Source organism: Ruegeria sp. CDSC042, from assembly GCF_059610745.1.
Window position 1 is genome coordinate 1 of record NZ_JBXWOF010000013.1, and the last position, 17,378, is coordinate 17,378.

Here is a 17,378-nt window from a genome sequence, read left to right on the forward strand (position 1 = left end):
GGCGTTGTGTCGAAAATCGTCGAGTAATTCGCGCAAGCGAATGATCAAATGGAAAGGGCGCCCATCCGGCGCCCTTTCTCGTTTGATCTCGACAAGCCCGCGACGCGCCCATGTCGTACACCAAAGAGTGTTGAGTGATCGGAGGCGGTGATGAGATCGTTCGTCGAATAGTCTCAGACCTAACCGTCGAAACAAAAAAAGCCCGCCCCAAACGGGGCGGGCTTTTTCTGTTTGAATTTGGTAGTTCAAGACGGGGGAATTCCTAAAGAAGCAGCATGCTTCAGTCGTATGCGGCGTCCACTATGAATTCCACCTTCAGTTCGGGCCGCGCTAGTTTTGCTTCGCCACACGCCCTCGCAGGTGCGTATCCTGCAGGAACCCAAGCATTCCAGACCTCGTTCAAACCAGCAAAGTCCTTCATATCGGCCAGCCAGATGGTCACACGCAGCATCTTTTCCCGTGATGAACCTGCGCGCTCTAGCAGGTCGTCAATTTTCCCAAGGCAAATACGCACCTGTTCCTGAATGGTATCACCTTCGGCGACTTGCCCGGTCAAATAGGCCACACCATTATGTTTAACGATTTTGGACGATCTCTCGCCGGTTTCGATGCGTTCTATCATTGGAGTGATCTCGCTGTTTCCTGTTTGATGCACGCGTTCATGGTCATAAGATGCCCCGCATGGCAAACGGAAACCGCTTGAGTAACTTTCAGAAAAGTTGAACTGGTCGGGGACGGCCCGGGTCGATAGCATTTCGCCACGCCTAGGCTAGCTTGCCAGCGACACAGTATACCAGATTGCGCTTTTGCCGTTGAAGTGCTCTCTAGTTGGTTTCAGTGGATTGCATCGGGCGAAACCGCAAGAAGGATACTTCGACATGGACGAAACCGTAGAACGACTGTCCAAACGCCTGAAGCGGCGAGGATATCAGGTTTCGCCAATGAAGGAGACGGGTGCCTATATCGGTAATCTGGGTTTTGAGGTCGAGACAGTATTCGATGTCGGGGTGGCCTCGGGAACCGAGCATTTGTACGAAGCTTTCCCTGCAGCCAAGTTTGTGTTGGTTGAGCCCATTTCGGATTACGAAACCAAGGTACGGAAAAACTGGGGCGACAAGATCGATTTTGATTTCCATGCTTGCGGAGTTGGTGCCGAAAGCGGACAGACGACTCTTCGAATTCCAACAGTTGGCGATCGTTGGCTCGGCACACGGGCAACGATGCAGGAGTTTGACGAAGCGGCAATCCAGCACACCTCGCAAGTTGAAGAGCGACAAGTCCCGGTAAAAACACTGGATGAGATTGCGTCTTCCTACAAGGAACCTTTCGGATTGAAAATCGACACGGAAGGTTTTGAAATCGAGGTTATTAAAGGTGCATCGGAGATGCTGAAAAAATGCACCTTTGTATTGGCTGAAGTCTCTGTACGGCGCCGGTATCACGGCGGTTATAGGTTCAGCGATTTTGTCGCCGCGATGGCAGATCACGGGTTTGAGCTACACGAATTCGTCAGGCCACCGTCTGCAGAAGCGACCGATTGCGATGCCATTTTTGCCCCATTCGAAAGCTCAGTGTTCGACTATCAGGATACCAGACTGTCTCGTATGGCGGCACGGGTAGCCAAGACATAGTCTAAGGGCATCTTTCCGCATGCAACGCGAGTTGTGTTGCCCGCGAAGGCGTTGAGCCAATCGCGCTGGGAGACGCCCCGCTTTTCGCTATCCGTGAAAGTGGCCGCTCCTCAAAGGACGGCCTTTACAGAGGTTCGGATCGAGATGAGGTTACTCTGCGCCCACAAATCTGAAAGAGGTCGTGCAAGCCTCAAACAATTTGAAGTTAGAAACATGTATCGCCTCAGTTGCACTGATGACATATCGAACGTTACGAACAAGGGCAGAGTGAAGACACACGATGGAAGCAATATTCATCCTCTTGTTTTTGGCCTTTTTGCTCTGGGCGATCTGGCAACTGTTTGCGCTAGTGGGGGATATGGCAGAGCGGCGCGGACAAAATCGATTACTTTGGCAAGTGGCAGCACTGTTTATCAACCCGTTTGGGGCAATTATCTTGCTTTGGCTTTTTGTGTCTGTCCAAGAAAATCCCTAAGCATTCAGTACAGGAATCTGGTGGACCATTTTAGATTGAGTTGATCTTGTCACGACACCCAAATTCAGAAAATCTACGCATAGGGTATGAGCCAGGTGAGCGCATTCGACTTGTTTGAACTTCCCCCCTTGCCAAACCCCTCACACCCCTGTAGATCGCGCGAGTTCTCTATAAGAACATCAAGGCGGGGTGATTCCCGCCTTTTGGGTTCGATGAGGGTTGGCGATGCGCGCTTGTCCTCCTCTCAACCTCAACGCCTGATAAAAGGCTGTTATTATGCAAAGCCAAAATATCCGTATTCGGCTGAAGGCATTTGACTATCGCGTTCTGGATGCCAGCACGCAAGAGATCGTCAACACTGCCAAGCGGACCGGCGCGAACGTGCGCGGCCCGATCCCGCTGCCGAACAAGATCGAGAAGTTCACGGTTCTCCGTGGCCCTCACGTTGACAAGAAATCCCGCGACCAGTTCGAGATCCGCACGCACAAGCGTCTGCTCGACATCGTTGATCCGACCCCCCAGACCGTTGACGCGCTGATGAAGCTCGACCTCGCTGCTGGTGTGGACGTCGAGATCAAGCTGCAGTCGTAAGATCGGAGGGTATAGATTATGCGCTCTGGTATTATCGCAAAAAAAGTCGGCATGACCCGCCTGTTCATGGAAGACGGCAAGCAGATCCCTGTGACCGTTCTTCACCTGGACAACCTGCAGGTTGTTGCACAGCGCACGGACGAGAAGGACGGCTATACTGCTGTTCAGCTGGGTGCCGGTGCTGCCAAGGCAAAACGCACCTCGAAAGCCATGCGCGGTCACTATGCCGCTGCCAAGGTTGAACCCAAGCGTAAGCTGGTCGAGTTCCGCGTCTCCGAAGATGGCCTGATCGAAGTAGGTGCCGAGATTTCGGCAGAGCATTTCCTGGAAGGTCAGAAAGTTGACGTTTCGGGTACTTCGATCGGTAAAGGCTTTGCCGGTGCAATGAAGCGCTGGAACTTCGGTGGTCTTCGCGCCTCACACGGTGTTTCGATCAGCCACCGTTCGCACGGTTCAACTGGCCAGTGTCAGGATCCGGGCAAGGTTTTCAAAGGCAAAAAGATGGCCGGTCACATGGGTGCTGCCCGTGTAACCACCCAGAACCTGGAAGTCGTCAAAACCGACGCCGACCGTGGTCTGGTCTTCATCAAAGGCGCCGTTCCCGGACCGAAATCCGGTTGGGTTACCGTCAAGGACGCCGTCAAGAAGAAAGCACCGGAAGGCCTGCCTTTCCCGGCTGCTGTGAAATCGGCTGCAACTGAAGCACCTGCGGAAGAAGCTCCCGCGGAAGGTGGTGAAGCATGAAACTTGATGTAATCAAACTGGACGGCGGCAAAGCCGGCAACATCGAGCTGGATGCGGACCTGTTCGGCCTGGAGCCGCGCGCGGACATCCTGCACCGTGTGGTCCGTTGGCAGCGTAACAACGCGCAGGCTGGCACCCACAAGGTCAAGACCCGCTCGGAAGTGTCCTACTCAACCAAGAAGATCTATCGCCAAAAAGGCACCGGTGGCGCACGCCACGGCGCCCGTTCGGCACCGATCTTCCGGGGTGGTGGCGTTTACAAAGGTCCGGTCGTACGTTCGCATGGTCATGACCTGCCGAAAAAGTTCCGTAAACTTGGTCTGCGCCACGCGCTGTCTGCCAAAATGGCAGCTGGTGAACTGGTCGTGATCGAGAACGCCGAAGCCGAAGGCAAGACCGCCGCTCTGGCCAAGCAGGTTGCAAACCTGGGTTGGAAACGCGCTCTGGTCATCGACGGGGCGACCGTGAACGAAGGGTTCCTGAAGGCGTCGCGCAACATCGAAGGTCTGGATATCCTGCCGTCGATGGGTGCAAACGTTTATGACATCCTCAAGCGTGACACTCTGGTGCTCACCAAAGCGGCTGTCGAAGCACTGGAGGCTCGACTGAAATGAGCGCGAAGGCAGAACACTACGACGTGATCCGCAAGCCGATCATCACCGAAAAGTCGACCATGGCGTCCGAAAACGGCGCGGTTGTCTTTGAGGTTGCGATTGACAGCAACAAGCCACAGATCAAAGAGGCCGTTGAGGCACTGTTTGGTGTGAAGGTCAAAGCGGTGAACACCTCTGTGACCAAAGGTAAGGTCAAGCGGTTCCGCGGCCAGTTGGGCAAGCGGAAAGACGTCAAAAAAGCATATGTGACCCTTGAAGAGGGTAACACCATCGACATTTCCACCGGTCTTTGATCGGGCCTGTCTTTGGACAAACCATTAAGACCCCCGCGAAAGCGGGGGTTTTTCTTTAGGTAGTGACACCAAAAGTTGAGCGCCATTCCCAGCGTCTCGAACAGAAAATGATTGCTATGCCGGTGGGGTCGTCTATCCGGTATGGAACAAACAAACGATATGGCAGGCGCATGACCCAATCCACTCTCTCGACCCGGGACAACCCGGATGTGACTGTCGCGCGGGACTGGGTGTCGACGCTGGCCAAATATCGGGAGCCAAGCCAACCGCGTAGCTGGTTCGAGCTGGGGGTTACCTGTGTTCCCTTCATAGCGCTTTGGGCCTTGGCTTGGATGTCTTTGTCGGTGAGCTATTGGCTAGCGCTTGCGATCTCGGTTCTGAACGCGGCCTTTCTGCTGCGCCTGTTTGCCATTCAGCATGATTGCGGTCACGGGGCATTTTTTACGAACCGGACGGTCAGTGACTGGGTCGGTCGGGGGCTCGGGGTGCTGACGCTGACGCCTTACGATGTTTGGCGGCGCACACATTCCTCGCATCACAACTCATCTGGCAATCTGGATAAGCGCGGGATGGGAGACATCCATACGCTGACTGTGGCCGAATACCGGGCGCTGACGCCCTTGAACCGGTTGTTTTACCGGCTCTATCGCCACCCGATCACCCTGTTTGGCTTTGGGCCCGGCTATCTGTTCCTGTTTCAAAACCGCCTCCCGCTTGGCTTGACCGGTATTCCGAAATTCTGGGTCAGCGCGATGGCGACGAACCTGGCCATTCTGGCCGCACTGGGGGCCATCTACTATTTTGGTGGCCTGATGCCGGTTCTGCTGATTTTCCTGCCTTCGACCCTGATCGCTGCAACGGCTGGCGTCTGGCTGTTCTACGTCCAGCACCAATTCGAAGAGACGCAATGGGATCCGGATCAGGACTGGCAACTGCACGAGGCCGCCCTGCACGGCAGCTCGCATTACATCCTGCCATCCGTATTGCAGTGGTTCACGGCCAATATCGGCATCCACCACGTACACCATCTGTACAGCCGTATCCCGTTCTATCGCCTGACCGAGGTGCTGCGGGATCATGACGAGTTGGCCAACAGCAACAGGATGACCATCCGCGAGAGCCTCGCCAACGCGCGGCTGCACCTGTGGGATGAGAAAAACCGCCGCCTGTTATCCTTTGCCGAAGCGCGCGCGCTGTATGGGTGACGGGATCGGTCAGAGGGTGTGAACGATAGCCGGAAATCCGGTCGTTGCCCCCGGCGTGTGATGCGGATACGGTCGCTCTTATGAAACATGTCCCCAAAGAAACGACAGATGAGGCCCTTATTCAGGAGTTCCTGGATAAAGGAGGCAAAGTCAGCGTTGGAAAAACCAAACCCGCGCCCGCTGAGCTGGGTTTGAGCAACAACGTCTGGAACAACAAGCTGACCAAAGAAGAGAAAGCCGCGCGCGACAAGAAGTGATCGTGCGAGGCCAGTTGGGCAAGCGGAAAGACGTCAAAAAGCAAATGTGACCCCGGAAGAGGGGAGCGCCATCGACGTGTCCACCGCTCTCTGATCAGAGGCGTCTTTGGAGAGAGATAAAGGCCTCCACGAAAGCGGGTTTTTCAGTCTGTGACTTGCTCTCTAGTTCTGAATATTGACTTGTCTGGTTCTAGTCCGAGGTAGTTGCTTAGGATTAAATAGCGCTCTTTGATGCTGCTAGCATCATTGGTTCCTTGCTGGTTAAGGCGATCAAACTCAAGTAACTCAAAGGATGCGTTTTCGTAATCTTCGGCGGCGCGGTTACGATTGTCAGCAAGATCTGTGCGAAACCTGCTTAAGCCCTGCCGTGTTATTCGATCAATTTCGTCTGACTGAAGTGCCGTTCTAAAAATCAGGTAATAAACACCTTGGATACCTTGAGCGCTCAACAAGTCGTCTTTATCGGCGAACTTTGATGCCATAGCTTCGAGCACGGTTCCCACTGAGGAAGTGAGATGTTTGATCTTCTCAGAATGGCCGTCTTTGTAACGTTTTGCTAGGCCATCTAGGTATTCTCTTTTTGTGTCAACTAGAGGCAACCCCGACTGCAGCGCATCTTCTAGTAGCAGAATACGTGCTGCAACTTCTCGATGCCTGTATCGTGAGTCGGTAAATTTTACCTTCTCTGTAAAATATGGAGCCTTTGAGATTGAGTTAATAGCCGAAACCAAGTCTCCGCCGATGGCATTTCTTTTTTCGGCAGCATTCAAGGGTACCGCCTCATTCAACCTACTGAACATATCCTCGATTAGGTCTAAATCGTTATCTGTTGTTGTTACCGTCACAATGGGTAGTACGAATGAATCGAACTTTATTCGAATCTTTGGGTACTTCTGGGCTATGTCCTCGTATTTGAACCCCTCCATCTCGACGGTTTTGTCACGCTGATACTCGAAGTCTTGAGACAGTGCGAATTTCCCTTCGATGAAGTTCCATATAGTTTCCAAGCGTTGCCTTCCGTCTATTACTGCGTATCGAAAACCACTTTCTTGGACGTCTTTCTGTGAAAGCTGATGGAAATATAGCTTGGGTATGTCGTAGTCATTCAAAATCGAGTCGATTAGCAACCTACGTTTGGAGAGAGTCCAAACTCCGCCGGATCGTTGGTAGTCGGGGTTAAGATCGATTTCTAATTTTTCGGCATGAAGCAACATAATGGTCGCGTTTTTTAGCGCTGACGTTTCAACGTAGCTCATTCGACCAACTCCTTCAAAGTGCTGCCAATACTCTCAAGTTCTGGGAACAGCGAAAATCGATTTACTCCTAAGATCGCCAATTCCTCGGAGATGTTTTGTCTGCTGTTGTTTGGTATTCTAACCCTGAGTACATGAGAACCGTTGCCAACTTCTTCAATCGGAACCGACTTGTTGTGGTGGATGGTGAAGGTGCCTAGTTGCGCCTGAATCCGTGGGTTGTTTCGGGTAGCTATGGTGGCGATTGGGAAAAGCTCCAATCTGGCTTGTTGCCGTACTGCTTCTGTTTTGTAACCTTGAACTTCATCGTCGTCGAAAGAAGGAATGTAATCTCCTTCGTCTTTGTCCACAATATTTGCATTCTTGTTCAACTCGGCAGGTGACAGAACCCAAAAGGCTGAGTCAGAACCGTTTTCAGGCGGTGAGTTGATTGCAAAGAAAAGCGCGGCCAAGGGGCTTTCCGACCAATCCAATAATCGTGTGGGCACACCATAGTGCTGCATCAGGAACACCCAATCAAAGGAGTTTTCGGGGTGTTTGTCAGCGAGCATAGCAGCGCTTTGTTTAAACCGATTGAGCAGGGTGGTTTCCGAAACGTGGGTCTCTTTTCGCATCAACCCAGGAAGCAAGCGCCACTCTATATCGGCCTGACCTCGAAACCAAAGGGTTCCAGAGGTCGTCTCCTTCAATGACTTAATAACTCCTACTAAATCCCCAACGCTTTCAACTTTATGCTCTTCATTCATAATGGCTTCCGTCTAATGTGCCCTGGCGCCAGTTTTAGAGAATGCCCACAGGCATTCAACCCATGATTGCAGTTTTTAATTAGATCCAGCCTTATGTCTGTCCTGCCGCATGCTATGCAATACATATTACGTCGCTCCCCTATAGACACCCACCCCCAACACAGCTATATGCACCCAATCTTACGGCCTCGGATTCGTTCCGGGGCCTATGATATTTGAAACCGGGGACCTTCGGGGCCCTATACCCTTGGCACCTACGGGGGCCTATCACATAGCGGGGCACTGCCTCGCACTTGCTAAACGGAAGACAGAAAGCATGGCACTCAAGTCGTACAAGCCGACGACGCCGGGCCAGCGCGGGCTGGTGCTGATCGACCGTTCGGAGCTTTGGAAAGGACGTCCGGTCAAGTCTCTCACTGAGGGTTTGACCAAATCGGGCGGCCGGAACAACACCGGACGGATCACTTCACGCCGCCGCGGCGGTGGCGCAAAGCGTCTCTACCGGATCGTTGACTTCAAACGGAATAAATTTGATGTCGCGGCAACCGTTGAACGGATCGAATATGACCCGAACCGGACCGCGTTCATCGCACTGGTAAAATACGAAGACGGCGAGCAGGCCTATATCCTGGCTCCGCAGCGTCTGGCTATTGGTGACAAGGTTGTGGCTTCGGCCAAGGCCGACATCAAGCCGGGCAACGCAATGCCGTTCTCGGGTATGCCTATTGGTACCATTGTCCACAACATCGAGATGAAGCCTGGTAAAGGCGGTCAGATCGCACGTGCGGCCGGTACTTACGCGCAATTCGTAGGCCGCGATGGCGGTTATGCTCAGATCCGTCTGAGCTCGGGCGAGCTGCGCATGGTTCGTCAGGAATGCATGGCCACCGTTGGTGCCGTGTCCAACCCCGACAACAGCAACCAGAACCTCGGTAAAGCCGGTCGTATGCGCCACAAAGGCGTACGTCCGTCGGTTCGTGGTGTCGCAATGAACCCGATCGATCACCCGCACGGTGGTGGTGAAGGCCGTACCTCGGGTGGCCGTACACCGGTTACGCCTTGGGGTAAGGACACCAAGGGTAAGCGTACTCGCAACAAAAACAAAGCGTCCCAGAAGCTGATCATCCGCTCGCGGCACGCCAAGAAGAAGGGACGTTAATCCATGTCTCGCTCTGTTTGGAAGGGTCCTTTCGTCGATGCTTACGTGCTGAAAAAAGCCGAAGCAGCGCGCGAGTCGGGCCGCAACGAAGTCATCAAAATCTGGTCGCGTCGTTCCACCATTCTGCCCCAGTTCGTGGGTCTGACCTTTGGTGTGTATAACGGCCAGAAGCATATCCCCGTCAACGTCTCGGAAGACATGATCGGTCAGAAGTTCGGTGAGTATTCACCGACTCGTACCTATTACGGTCACGCCGCTGACAAAAAAGCGAAGCGGAAGTAAGTCATGGGCAAGGAAAAGAACCCCCGCCGCGTGGCTGAAAACGAAGCAATGGCGAAAACGCGCATGCTCCGTACCAGCCCGCAGAAACTGAACCTGGTTGCGCAGATGATCCGCGGCAAGAAAGTTGAGAAGGCCCTGACCGACCTGACTTTCTCGAACAAGCGTGTCGCGCAGGACGTCAAAAAGTGCCTGCAGTCCGCAATCGCCAACGCTGAGAACAACCACAACCTGGACGTCGACGAGCTGATCGTTGCCGAAGCATGGGTTGGTAAGAACCTGGTCATGAAACGCGGTCGCCCCCGGGCCCGTGGCCGTTTCGGCAAGATCATGAAGCCGTTCTCGGAGATCACCATCAAGGTGCGTCAAGTTGAGGAGCAAGCCTAATGGGTCATAAAGTAAATCCGATCGGCATGCGCCTTCAGGTGAACCGCACCTGGGACAGCCGCTGGTACGCCGACACCAAGGACTACGGTGATCTTCTGCTGGAAGATCTGAAGATCCGTGAGTTCATCAACAAAGAGTGCAAGCAAGCCGGCATCGCTCGTGTGATCATCGAACGTCCGCACAAGAAGTGCCGCGTTACGATCCACACTGCACGTCCGGGTGTCATCATCGGCAAGAAAGGCGCGGACATTGAAGTTCTGCGCAAGAAAATCGCCCTGATGACAGACAGCGAATTGCACCTGAACATCGTCGAAGTGCGCAAGCCCGAGCTTGACGCGCAGCTGGTTGCCGAGTCTATCGCTCAGCAGCTGGAGCGCCGGGTTTCGTTCCGTCGCGCGATGAAGCGGTCTGTTCAGAACGCCATGCGTATGGGCTCTCTGGGTATCCGGGTGAACGTCGCTGGCCGTCTGGGTGGCGCCGAAATCGCACGGACCGAGTGGTACCGCGAAGGCCGTGTGCCTCTGCACACGCTGCGCGCCGACATCGATTACGCACAAGCCGAAGCGATGACTCCTTATGGGATCATCGGGATCAAGGTCTGGATCTTCAAAGGTGAGATCATGGAGCACGATCCGCAGGCACGTGACCGTAAAGCACAGGAACTCCAGGACGGCCCTGCACCTCGTGGTGCTGGTGGCGGTCGTCGCTAAGGAGGGAAAGATATGCTTCAACCAAAGCGTACTAAATTCCGCAAGATGCACAAAGGCCGGATCAAGGGTGAAGCCAAGGGCGGCTCTGATCTGAACTTTGGCACCTATGGACTGAAAGCTCTTGAGCCTGAGCGTGTAACTGCACGCCAGATCGAAGCTGCACGTCGTGCCATGACGCGTCACATGAAGCGTCAGGGTCGCGTCTGGATCCGCATCTTCCCCGACACTCCGGTTACGGCTAAGCCGATCGAAGTTCGTATGGGTAAAGGTAAAGGTTCGGTCGACCGCTGGGCATGCAAAGTCAAGCCTGGCCGCGTGATGTTCGAAATCGACGGCGTCAATGACGACATCGCCCGCGAGGCCCTGCGCCTGGCTGCGATGAAGCTGCCGATCAAGACTCGCGTCGTGGTTCGCGAAGACTGGTAAGCGACCCGGGGGCGACCCCGCTCGCGACAAGATTGACCCCCGTCGGGAAACCGGCGGGGTTTTTTGGTTTGATGGCGTTGCTCCGCCACAGCCTCGCAAAACACCCATCGCCTTCATCGAGAGGCTGGTTTAAGACAGACCCATGGCACAGATTGAATCACTTTTTGTCACCCGTCTCTATCGTGCAGCTTTGTCCGAGTTTGATCCCAAGATCGACCCGGAGGAGCTGGAAAGCTCCTGTCTTGTCATCGCCGAGGATGATGAGGCCGGGCAGGACTGGTGTGAAGAGAACGGGTATCCCGGCTACACCAGCTATGCCTCGCTGACCGATCTGCCCTGGCGGTTTCCGATCTTTGCCGATCTGGTTAAGGTGCTGGACCAGCACGTTGCAGCTTTTGCTAAGGATCTGGAGTTTGATCTGGGTGAGGGTGAACTAAAGCTTGAAGACCTTTGGATCAACATTTTGCCCGAGGGCGGAATGCACTCCAGCCACCTGCACCCACACAGCGTGATCTCGGGCACGACTTATGTTTCGATGCCCGAAGGCGCTAGCGCGCTGAAGCTTGAAGACCCGCGCTCGGGCCGCATGATGGCAGCGCCCACGCGTATGAAAGGGGGGCGTCGGGACCTGCAGCCATTCATCTATGTGAAGCCTCAGGTTGGCGATGTCTTGCTATGGGAGAGCTGGTTGCGCCACGAGGTGCCGATGAACATGGCCGAGGATGAGCGGATTTCCGTCAGCTTTAACTATAAATGGGACTAGCACGGTCGTTTAAGGGACTCTGATTCAAAGGAATGTGTGAAAAGTTCTTGCATTGTGTCGTCAGATAAACGATGTGGGGGGCGCTTACGTTTTTCTTTTTCGACCACTGTCTCCCGAATATCGGCGTTCAGTCTTTCGATCCAGACCGACAACGCCGCGCTGTCGCAATTCCGCGGACAGCAATTTACTAGGAGACTACGGATATGGCCAACGGCACCGTAAAATGGTTCAACACAACTAAAGGTTTTGGCTTCATCGCACCGGAGACCGGTGGCAAAGACGTGTTTGTACACATCTCTGCTGTCGAGCGCTCGGGTCTGACCGGCCTGGCCGACGACCAGAAAGTAACGTTCGACATCGAACCCGGCCGTGACGGTCGTGAGTCGGCTGTGAACATCGCTCTGGCGTAAGTCACTCAGACTTAGACAGTTGAAGACGCGGTCTCGTGCAAACGAGGCCGCGTTTTGCGTTTGTGAGTGGGATGTCTACATGCTGTAATGGCTGGTGCATTCAACGCACCTGTCAACGAGGCCTAGGGTGGCGGGATTAATGCCAGCTTTTCTATTTTGTGGGAGTAAACCATGGGCGCGCCAAAACCAGCAAAGGTTGTACTAGCGGTTTCACTTTTTTTGGCGTTGGCCGTCGCACCTGCACTTGCGACGTGCCCAACCCGTGTAGATGTCGGTAAAGGCGTCTGGTTGGACTATGGCGGAACATGGCTTTTACGAGTTCAAACCGTTGTTGAGACGGGGTTTGTCGTTGAGTTGAGAACCGAAGACTCTAGGCGCATAGGTTTCGCTAGCCACTACGCGCATCCTTTGCTGTTCGGCGAGACCTTTATGAAGTTCACCGCCTCAAAGCGTTCATACGAGCAATCAGTTAGTTCCTTAGATGACCTAGAGCAGCAAAAAGAGTGGCAGTCAGGCTTCACGATACAAGATGGCGATAAAGAAGCCTTACTCGGCACTGTAACGGTTGAGTTCCAGAAAAATCGAATTGAACGGGTTGGAACGTGTAAATACAAAGTTTGGGAAGTTCTGGTGCGTGAGCATGTATCAGGGGATGACGAACGAACGGTAAAGGTGCTGTATTCTCCAGAGCTAAAGATAGTTTTGAAGCAGGCGCATATGCTGCCGAACTCTGGATTGGTTTGGGGAAGAGGTTTCGATGGAATTCGCTCCAAGAGCGAATAGGCTTCCAAATTCGGTTCAAACATCTCGTGCCCGCCGCTGGTTGCTCAAGTGAGCAGAGCGCTAAAAACGGCCTCTCGATCAATCCTCCATACTTTCCCTTGCCACCCACCCCAGAACCCCCTATAGAGCGGCATCTTGCGTTCCCCCGGCCGAGTCGGGGGATTCGTATGTCTATCATTCATCCACCAGGTCAAAGGTGACCCTGCATAGGGGCCTTCTGGTGTTTTGAGCAAAGGAAAAGGCGATGAACGCCCAAGAACTGCGTGACAAGACCCCTGACCAGCTCCGCGAGGAACTGGCCAACCTGAAGAAAGAAAGCTTTAACCTGCGCTTTCAACAGGCAACCGGTCAGATGGAAAGCACCGCTGGCATCAAAGCGGCCCGCCGCAACGCCGCCCGCGTTAAAACCATCCTGAACGAAAAGGCCGCTGCTGCGGCATCGGAGGAGTAATCCTATGCCTAAGCGTATCCTTTCCGGCACCGTAACGAGCGATGCCAACGCACAGACTGTAACCGTATCCGTCGAGCGCCGCTTTACGCATCCGGTTCTGAAGAAAACCATCCGTAAGTCCAAGAAATACCGGGCTCACGATGAAAAGAACGCCTTCAAGGTCGGCGATACAGTTCGCATCATCGAATGCGCGCCGAAATCGAAGACGAAACGTTGGGAAGTTCTGGAAGCGTAAGCCTCCGGGATTTTCCCATTTGTCGAAACCCTGGGGGATCTAACAAGACCAGCCCCCACAGGTCGGGAGAAACCACATGATCCAGATGCAGACCAATCTGGATGTCGCTGACAACTCCGGCGCACGCCGAGTTCAGTGCATCAAGGTCCTGGGTGGTTCCAAGCGTAAATACGCCTCTGTAGGCGACATCATTGTCGTCTCGGTGAAGGAAGCCATCCCACGCGGCCGCGTAAAGAAAGGTGACGTCCGTAAGGCCGTCGTCGTACGCACCGCCAAAGAAGTCCGTCGCGAAGACGGCACCGCGATCCGTTTCGATCGCAACGCCGCCGTCATTCTGAACAACAACAACGAGCCCGTAGGTACCCGTATCTTTGGCCCTGTTGTTCGTGAACTGCGCGCGAAGAACTTCATGAAAATCATCTCGCTTGCTCCGGAGGTGCTGTAATCATGGCTGCTAAACTCCGCAAAGGCGACAAGGTCGTCGTGCTGGCTGGCAAGGACAAGGGCAAAGAGGGAACTATCACCTCGGTCGACCCGAAAGCCGGTAAAGCCGTTGTTGATGGCGTGAACATCGCCATTCGCCACACCCGCCAGTCGCAGACCTCGCAAGGTGGTCGCCTGCCTCAGGCAAACCCGATTGAGCTGTCGAACCTGGCTCTGCTGGACAAAAACGGTAAAGCAACCCGCGTTGGCTTCCGCATGGAAGGTGACAAGAAGGTTCGTTTTGCCAAGACCACGGGGGACGTGATCGATGCTTGATACCGCAACCTACACCCCGCGTCTGAAAGCTCAGTACGCTGAAACCATCCGTGCCGCTCTGAAAGAAGAGTTCGGTTACAAGAGCGATATGCAGCTGCCCAAGCTGGAAAAGATCGTTCTGAACATCGGTTGTGGTGCAGAGGCCGTCAGAGACTCGAAGAAGGCGAAAGCCGCTGTTGAAGATCTGACCGCGATTGCAGGCCAAAAGGCTGTTGCAACACTGGCGAAGAAGTCGATCGCGGGTTTCCGCGTCCGTGAAGACATGCCGCTGGGTGCGAAAGTTACCCTGCGCGGTGACCGGATGTATGAATTCCTGGATCGTCTGATCACCATCGCGCTGCCGCGCGTTCGTGACTTCCGCGGTGTTAAGCCTTCTTTCGATGGTCGTGGCAACTTTGCCATGGGCATGAAAGAGCACATCGTGTTCCCGGAAATCGACTTCGACAAGGTCGACGAGGTCTGGGGCCTGGATATCGTAATTGCCACCACAGCGAAAACCGACGCTGAAGCGAAAAGCCTGTTGAAAGCGTTCAACATGCCGTTCAACGCTTAAGCGCCGGGAGGATTGAGACATGGCTAAAAAAGCAATGATCGAACGCGAGAAGAAGCGCGAACGCCTGGTGGCCAAATATGCCGCAAAGCGTGCCGAGCTGAAAGAAATCGCGAATGACGAGAGCAAGCCGATGGAAGAGCGTTTCAAAGCGCGTCTGAAACTGGCGAAACTGCCGCGCAACAGCTCGGCAACTCGTCTTCACAACCGCTGTCAGCTGACAGGTCGTCCTCATGCTTACTATCGTAAGCTGAAGGTCAGCCGTATCATGCTGCGCGAGCTGGGTTCTGCAGGTCAGATCCCCGGCATGGTGAAATCGAGCTGGTAAGGGAGACATAGATATGAACGATCCTATCGGCGATATGCTCACCCGTATCCGCAACGCGCAAATGCGCGGCAAGTCCACTGTAAACACTCCGGCGTCGAAACTGCGCGCTTGGGTTCTGGACGTGCTGGCGGACGAAGGTTACATCCGTGGCTACGAAAAGATGACCGGTGAAAACGGTCATCCGGCCATCGAAATCAGCCTGAAATACTACGAAGGCACCCCTGTCATTCGCGAGTTGAAGCGGGTCTCCAAGCCCGGTCGTCGCGTATACATGGGCGTCAATGACATCCCGCAGGTCCGTCAGGGTCTGGGTGTGTCGATTGTCAGCACTCCGAAAGGTGTGATGTCGGACCAGAATGCACGCTCCAACAATGTTGGCGGCGAAGTGCTCTGCACCGTCTTCTAAGGAGGTCTGTCAATGTCTCGTATTGGTAAACGTCCGGTCGAACTGCCCAGCGGTGTAACCGCCTCGGTTTCCGGCCAGACCATCGAAGTCAAAGGCCCGAAAGGTGCCCGTAGCTTCACTGCGACTGATGACGTTACGCTGTCGGTCGAAGACAATGTGGTTCAAATCAACCCGCGTGGCATGTCCAAACGTGCCCGTCAGCAATGGGGCATGAGCCGCACCATGGTTGCCAATCTGGTAACCGGTGTGACCGAAGGCTTCAAAAAAGAGCTGGAGATCCAGGGTGTTGGTTACCGGGCTCAGATGCAGGGGAACACCCTGAAGCTGAACCTGGGCTACAGCCACGACGTTGATTTCGTTGCTCCGGAGGGTGTCACCATCACCGCACCGAAGCAGACCGTGATCATTGTGGAAGGTAACGACCAGCAGCAGGTGGGCGAAGTCGCGGCGAAAATCCGCGAATGGCGCCGTCCCGAGCCGTATAAAGGCAAGGGTATCCGCTATAAGGGCGAATTCATCTTCCGCAAAGAAGGCAAGAAGAAGTAAGGACGCAAACAATGGCAAACAGCAAAAGAACCCTGTTTCTGAAGCGCCGCCTGCGCGTTCGGAACAAACTTCGCAAGGTCAATGCAGGTCGTGTACGCCTGTCGGTTCACCGTTCGAACAAGAACATCAGCGCTCAGCTGATCGACGACGTTCGTGGCGTGACCCTGGCCTCGGCCTCGACCCTGGAAAAAGATCTGGGTGTAGTTGGCACAAACAACGTCGAAGCGGCTACGAAAGTGGGCGCAGCCATCGCCGAGCGTGCCAAGAAGGCAGGCGTCGAAGAGGCTTATTTCGATCGTGGCGGCTTCCTGTTCCACGGCAAAGTGAAGGCTGTCGCCGACGCTGCGCGTGAAGGTGGTCTGAAGATCTAAGACTTGCGGGCAGCGCCTCAGCTGCCCCGATGATCCGGGGGCCTCGGCAATAGTCGAGGCTCACTTGGATTGAAACAACGGCGCCGCAATGCGCCACATGAGAAAAGGGATGCCAAATGGCAGAACGTGAAAACCGTCGGGGCCGTGGCCGCGACCGCGACGAAACTCCGGAATTCGCAGACCGTCTGGTCGCGATCAACCGCGTGTCGAAAACCGTAAAAGGTGGTAAGCGCTTTGGCTTCGCCGCTCTGGTGGTTGTCGGCGATCAGAAGGGCCGCGTCGGCTTTGGCAAGGGTAAAGCAAAAGAAGTACCCGAGGCCATCCGTAAGGCAACTGAACAAGCCAAGCGTCAGATGATCCGCGTGCAGCTGCGCGAAGGTCGGACCCTGCACCACGATATCGAAGGCCGTCACGGCGCCGGTAAAGTGGTTATGCGCTCGGCACCTGAAGGTACTGGTATCATCGCCGGTGGTCCGATGCGTGCTGTGTTCGAAATGCTGGGCGTCAAGGACGTTGTGTCCAAGTCGTTGGGCTCGCAGAACCCGTACAACATGATCCGCGCCACCATCAACGGCCTGCAAAAAGAGCAGAGCCCGCGTTCGGTTGCACAGCGTCGCGGCAAGAAAGTTGCTGACATCCTGCCCAAGCGGGACGAAGCGCCTGTTGCTGCTGAAGCAGAAGCATAAGGAGAGCGACCCATGGCAAAAACCATCGTCGTCAAGCAGATCGGTTCCCCGATCCGCCGCCCCGCCGAACAGCGCGCGACCCTGATCGGTCTGGGCTTGAACAAGATGCACAAAACCCGTGAGCTGGAGGATACTCCTTCGGTCCGCGGCATGGTCAACAAGATCCCGCATCTGGTAGAGATCATCGAAGAACGCGGCTAATCGCGAGTTCTTTGAAGACTTAAAAACGCCTCCGATCTGATCGGGGGCGTTTTCTTGTTTGGCCGGTCGTTTTTTTCCGGCTCGTCTTATGGTGCTGTTCAGTGCCTCGGCGCAAACTC

Annotated in this window: 30 protein-coding genes; 27 read left to right on the top strand and 3 right to left on the bottom strand. The window is 54.6% G+C overall.

What is annotated here, in order from left to right:
* Nucleotides 1-280: 280 nt before the first annotated feature.
* The gene (locus AC2FHX_RS19420) at nucleotides 281-622 is read right to left on the bottom strand and encodes a RidA family protein (protein ID WP_142639802.1); all 342 of its coding nucleotides are present in this window, start codon (nucleotides 620-622) and stop codon (nucleotides 281-283) included.
* A gap of 256 nt (nucleotides 623-878) precedes the next feature.
* Here AC2FHX_RS19420 and AC2FHX_RS19425 point away from each other — a divergent pair, with 256 nt between their 5' ends.
* The 8 genes from AC2FHX_RS19425 to AC2FHX_RS19460 all read left to right on the top strand — a co-directional run bounded on the left by AC2FHX_RS19425 (nucleotide 879) and on the right by AC2FHX_RS19460 (nucleotide 5,810).
* On the top strand, nucleotides 879-1,631 hold the full coding sequence (locus AC2FHX_RS19425) for an FkbM family methyltransferase (RefSeq protein WP_271951961.1): 753 nt from the start codon (nucleotides 879-881) through the stop codon (nucleotides 1,629-1,631).
* A 280-nt stretch (nucleotides 1,632-1,911) separates the two neighbouring features.
* Nucleotides 1,912-2,106, top strand: coding sequence for a hypothetical protein (locus AC2FHX_RS19430; protein WP_282022291.1), 195 nt, complete (start codon nucleotides 1,912-1,914; stop codon nucleotides 2,104-2,106).
* A gap of 276 nt (nucleotides 2,107-2,382) precedes the next feature.
* The gene (gene rpsJ, locus AC2FHX_RS19435; RefSeq protein ID WP_008756422.1) at nucleotides 2,383-2,697 is read left to right on the top strand and encodes a 30S ribosomal protein S10; all 315 of its coding nucleotides are present in this window, start codon (nucleotides 2,383-2,385) and stop codon (nucleotides 2,695-2,697) included.
* 18 nt (nucleotides 2,698-2,715) lie between these two features.
* The gene (gene rplC, locus AC2FHX_RS19440) at nucleotides 2,716-3,441 is read left to right on the top strand and encodes a 50S ribosomal protein L3 (protein ID WP_142639796.1); all 726 of its coding nucleotides are present in this window, start codon (nucleotides 2,716-2,718) and stop codon (nucleotides 3,439-3,441) included.
* The gene (gene rplD / locus AC2FHX_RS19445; protein ID WP_050605826.1) at nucleotides 3,438-4,055 is read left to right on the top strand and encodes a 50S ribosomal protein L4; all 618 of its coding nucleotides are present in this window, start codon (nucleotides 3,438-3,440) and stop codon (nucleotides 4,053-4,055) included. Before rplC ends, rplD begins: the two co-directional genes overlap by 4 nt.
* On the top strand, nucleotides 4,052-4,348 hold the full coding sequence (locus tag AC2FHX_RS19450) for a 50S ribosomal protein L23 (protein WP_142639794.1): 297 nt from the start codon (nucleotides 4,052-4,054) through the stop codon (nucleotides 4,346-4,348). The genes rplD and AC2FHX_RS19450 overlap by 4 nt, the downstream gene beginning before the upstream one ends.
* A gap of 170 nt (nucleotides 4,349-4,518) precedes the next feature.
* Entirely contained in the window at nucleotides 4,519-5,553 is a 1,035-nt protein-coding gene (locus AC2FHX_RS19455) for a fatty acid desaturase (RefSeq protein ID WP_496691897.1), read from the top strand.
* 80 nt (nucleotides 5,554-5,633) lie between these two features.
* Entirely contained in the window at nucleotides 5,634-5,810 is a 177-nt protein-coding gene (locus tag AC2FHX_RS19460) for a hypothetical protein (protein ID WP_496703490.1), read from the top strand.
* Between the two features lie 143 nt (nucleotides 5,811-5,953).
* Here AC2FHX_RS19460 and AC2FHX_RS19465 read toward each other — a convergent pair whose 3' ends face one another.
* Complete coding sequence (locus tag AC2FHX_RS19465) at nucleotides 5,954-7,066, bottom strand: DUF262 domain-containing protein (protein WP_496703488.1); 1,113 nt, start codon at nucleotides 7,064-7,066, stop codon at nucleotides 5,954-5,956.
* Nucleotides 7,063-7,809 (bottom strand): FRG domain-containing protein, encoded by a 747-nt coding sequence (locus AC2FHX_RS19470; RefSeq protein ID WP_496703486.1) that lies wholly within the window; start codon nucleotides 7,807-7,809, stop codon nucleotides 7,063-7,065. The genes AC2FHX_RS19465 and AC2FHX_RS19470 overlap by 4 nt, the downstream gene beginning before the upstream one ends.
* A gap of 316 nt (nucleotides 7,810-8,125) precedes the next feature.
* Between AC2FHX_RS19470 and rplB the strand changes: the two genes are divergently transcribed.
* The 19 genes from rplB to rpmD all read left to right on the top strand — a co-directional run bounded on the left by rplB (nucleotide 8,126) and on the right by rpmD (nucleotide 17,259).
* Nucleotides 8,126-8,968 carry a 50S ribosomal protein L2 gene (gene rplB / locus AC2FHX_RS19475; RefSeq protein WP_271951974.1) on the top strand — a complete coding sequence of 281 codons (843 nt, stop codon included), beginning with the start codon at nucleotides 8,126-8,128 and terminating at the stop codon, nucleotides 8,966-8,968.
* Between the two features lie 3 nt (nucleotides 8,969-8,971).
* Complete coding sequence (gene rpsS, locus AC2FHX_RS19480; RefSeq protein ID WP_005980699.1) at nucleotides 8,972-9,250, top strand: 30S ribosomal protein S19; 279 nt, start codon at nucleotides 8,972-8,974, stop codon at nucleotides 9,248-9,250.
* A 3-nt stretch (nucleotides 9,251-9,253) separates the two neighbouring features.
* On the top strand, nucleotides 9,254-9,634 hold the full coding sequence (gene rplV, locus AC2FHX_RS19485) for a 50S ribosomal protein L22 (RefSeq protein ID WP_039538267.1): 381 nt from the start codon (nucleotides 9,254-9,256) through the stop codon (nucleotides 9,632-9,634).
* The gene (gene rpsC, locus AC2FHX_RS19490; protein WP_037311761.1) at nucleotides 9,634-10,344 is read left to right on the top strand and encodes a 30S ribosomal protein S3; all 711 of its coding nucleotides are present in this window, start codon (nucleotides 9,634-9,636) and stop codon (nucleotides 10,342-10,344) included. Before rplV ends, rpsC begins: the two co-directional genes overlap by 1 nt.
* A 12-nt stretch (nucleotides 10,345-10,356) precedes the next feature.
* Nucleotides 10,357-10,770: a 50S ribosomal protein L16 gene (gene rplP, locus AC2FHX_RS19495; RefSeq protein ID WP_085823145.1), complete on the top strand. Its 414-nt coding sequence runs from the start codon at nucleotides 10,357-10,359 to the stop codon at nucleotides 10,768-10,770.
* A 142-nt stretch (nucleotides 10,771-10,912) separates the two neighbouring features.
* A complete protein-coding gene (locus tag AC2FHX_RS19500) occupies nucleotides 10,913-11,533 on the top strand; it encodes a 2OG-Fe(II) oxygenase family protein (protein ID WP_142639790.1) in 621 nt (206 codons plus the stop codon).
* Between the two features lie 203 nt (nucleotides 11,534-11,736).
* Nucleotides 11,737-11,943 carry a cold-shock protein gene (locus tag AC2FHX_RS19505; RefSeq protein WP_010437077.1) on the top strand — a complete coding sequence of 69 codons (207 nt, stop codon included), beginning with the start codon at nucleotides 11,737-11,739 and terminating at the stop codon, nucleotides 11,941-11,943.
* A 171-nt stretch (nucleotides 11,944-12,114) separates the two neighbouring features.
* Entirely contained in the window at nucleotides 12,115-12,726 is a 612-nt protein-coding gene (locus tag AC2FHX_RS19510; protein ID WP_142639789.1) for a hypothetical protein, read from the top strand.
* 244 nt (nucleotides 12,727-12,970) lie between these two features.
* Entirely contained in the window at nucleotides 12,971-13,177 is a 207-nt protein-coding gene (rpmC, locus tag AC2FHX_RS19515) for a 50S ribosomal protein L29 (RefSeq protein ID WP_074736205.1), read from the top strand.
* A 4-nt stretch (nucleotides 13,178-13,181) separates the two neighbouring features.
* Nucleotides 13,182-13,412 (top strand): 30S ribosomal protein S17, encoded by a 231-nt coding sequence (rpsQ, locus tag AC2FHX_RS19520; protein ID WP_037311742.1) that lies wholly within the window; start codon nucleotides 13,182-13,184, stop codon nucleotides 13,410-13,412.
* Between the two features lie 76 nt (nucleotides 13,413-13,488).
* Nucleotides 13,489-13,857, top strand: a complete 369-nt coding sequence (gene rplN, locus AC2FHX_RS19525) for a 50S ribosomal protein L14 (RefSeq protein ID WP_005621870.1) — start codon at nucleotides 13,489-13,491, stop codon at nucleotides 13,855-13,857.
* Between the two features lie 2 nt (nucleotides 13,858-13,859).
* On the top strand, nucleotides 13,860-14,171 hold the full coding sequence (gene rplX, locus AC2FHX_RS19530; RefSeq protein ID WP_142639787.1) for a 50S ribosomal protein L24: 312 nt from the start codon (nucleotides 13,860-13,862) through the stop codon (nucleotides 14,169-14,171).
* Nucleotides 14,164-14,724: a 50S ribosomal protein L5 gene (gene rplE / locus AC2FHX_RS19535; protein WP_142639786.1), complete on the top strand. Its 561-nt coding sequence runs from the start codon at nucleotides 14,164-14,166 to the stop codon at nucleotides 14,722-14,724. Before rplX ends, rplE begins: the two co-directional genes overlap by 8 nt.
* 19 nt (nucleotides 14,725-14,743) lie before the next feature.
* A complete protein-coding gene (gene rpsN, locus AC2FHX_RS19540) occupies nucleotides 14,744-15,049 on the top strand; it encodes a 30S ribosomal protein S14 (protein ID WP_142639784.1) in 306 nt (101 codons plus the stop codon).
* 13 nt (nucleotides 15,050-15,062) lie between these two features.
* On the top strand, nucleotides 15,063-15,455 hold the full coding sequence (rpsH, locus tag AC2FHX_RS19545; RefSeq protein ID WP_142639782.1) for a 30S ribosomal protein S8: 393 nt from the start codon (nucleotides 15,063-15,065) through the stop codon (nucleotides 15,453-15,455).
* A 12-nt stretch (nucleotides 15,456-15,467) separates the two neighbouring features.
* Nucleotides 15,468-16,001, top strand: a complete 534-nt coding sequence (gene rplF, locus AC2FHX_RS19550; protein WP_058272374.1) for a 50S ribosomal protein L6 — start codon at nucleotides 15,468-15,470, stop codon at nucleotides 15,999-16,001.
* Between the two features lie 11 nt (nucleotides 16,002-16,012).
* Complete coding sequence (gene rplR, locus AC2FHX_RS19555; protein ID WP_142639780.1) at nucleotides 16,013-16,372, top strand: 50S ribosomal protein L18; 360 nt, start codon at nucleotides 16,013-16,015, stop codon at nucleotides 16,370-16,372.
* A gap of 116 nt (nucleotides 16,373-16,488) precedes the next feature.
* Nucleotides 16,489-17,058: a 30S ribosomal protein S5 gene (gene rpsE, locus AC2FHX_RS19560; RefSeq protein WP_142639778.1), complete on the top strand. Its 570-nt coding sequence runs from the start codon at nucleotides 16,489-16,491 to the stop codon at nucleotides 17,056-17,058.
* A 12-nt stretch (nucleotides 17,059-17,070) separates the two neighbouring features.
* Nucleotides 17,071-17,259: a 50S ribosomal protein L30 gene (gene rpmD / locus AC2FHX_RS19565; protein ID WP_008757946.1), complete on the top strand. Its 189-nt coding sequence runs from the start codon at nucleotides 17,071-17,073 to the stop codon at nucleotides 17,257-17,259.
* Nucleotides 17,260-17,378 lie beyond the last annotated feature (119 nt).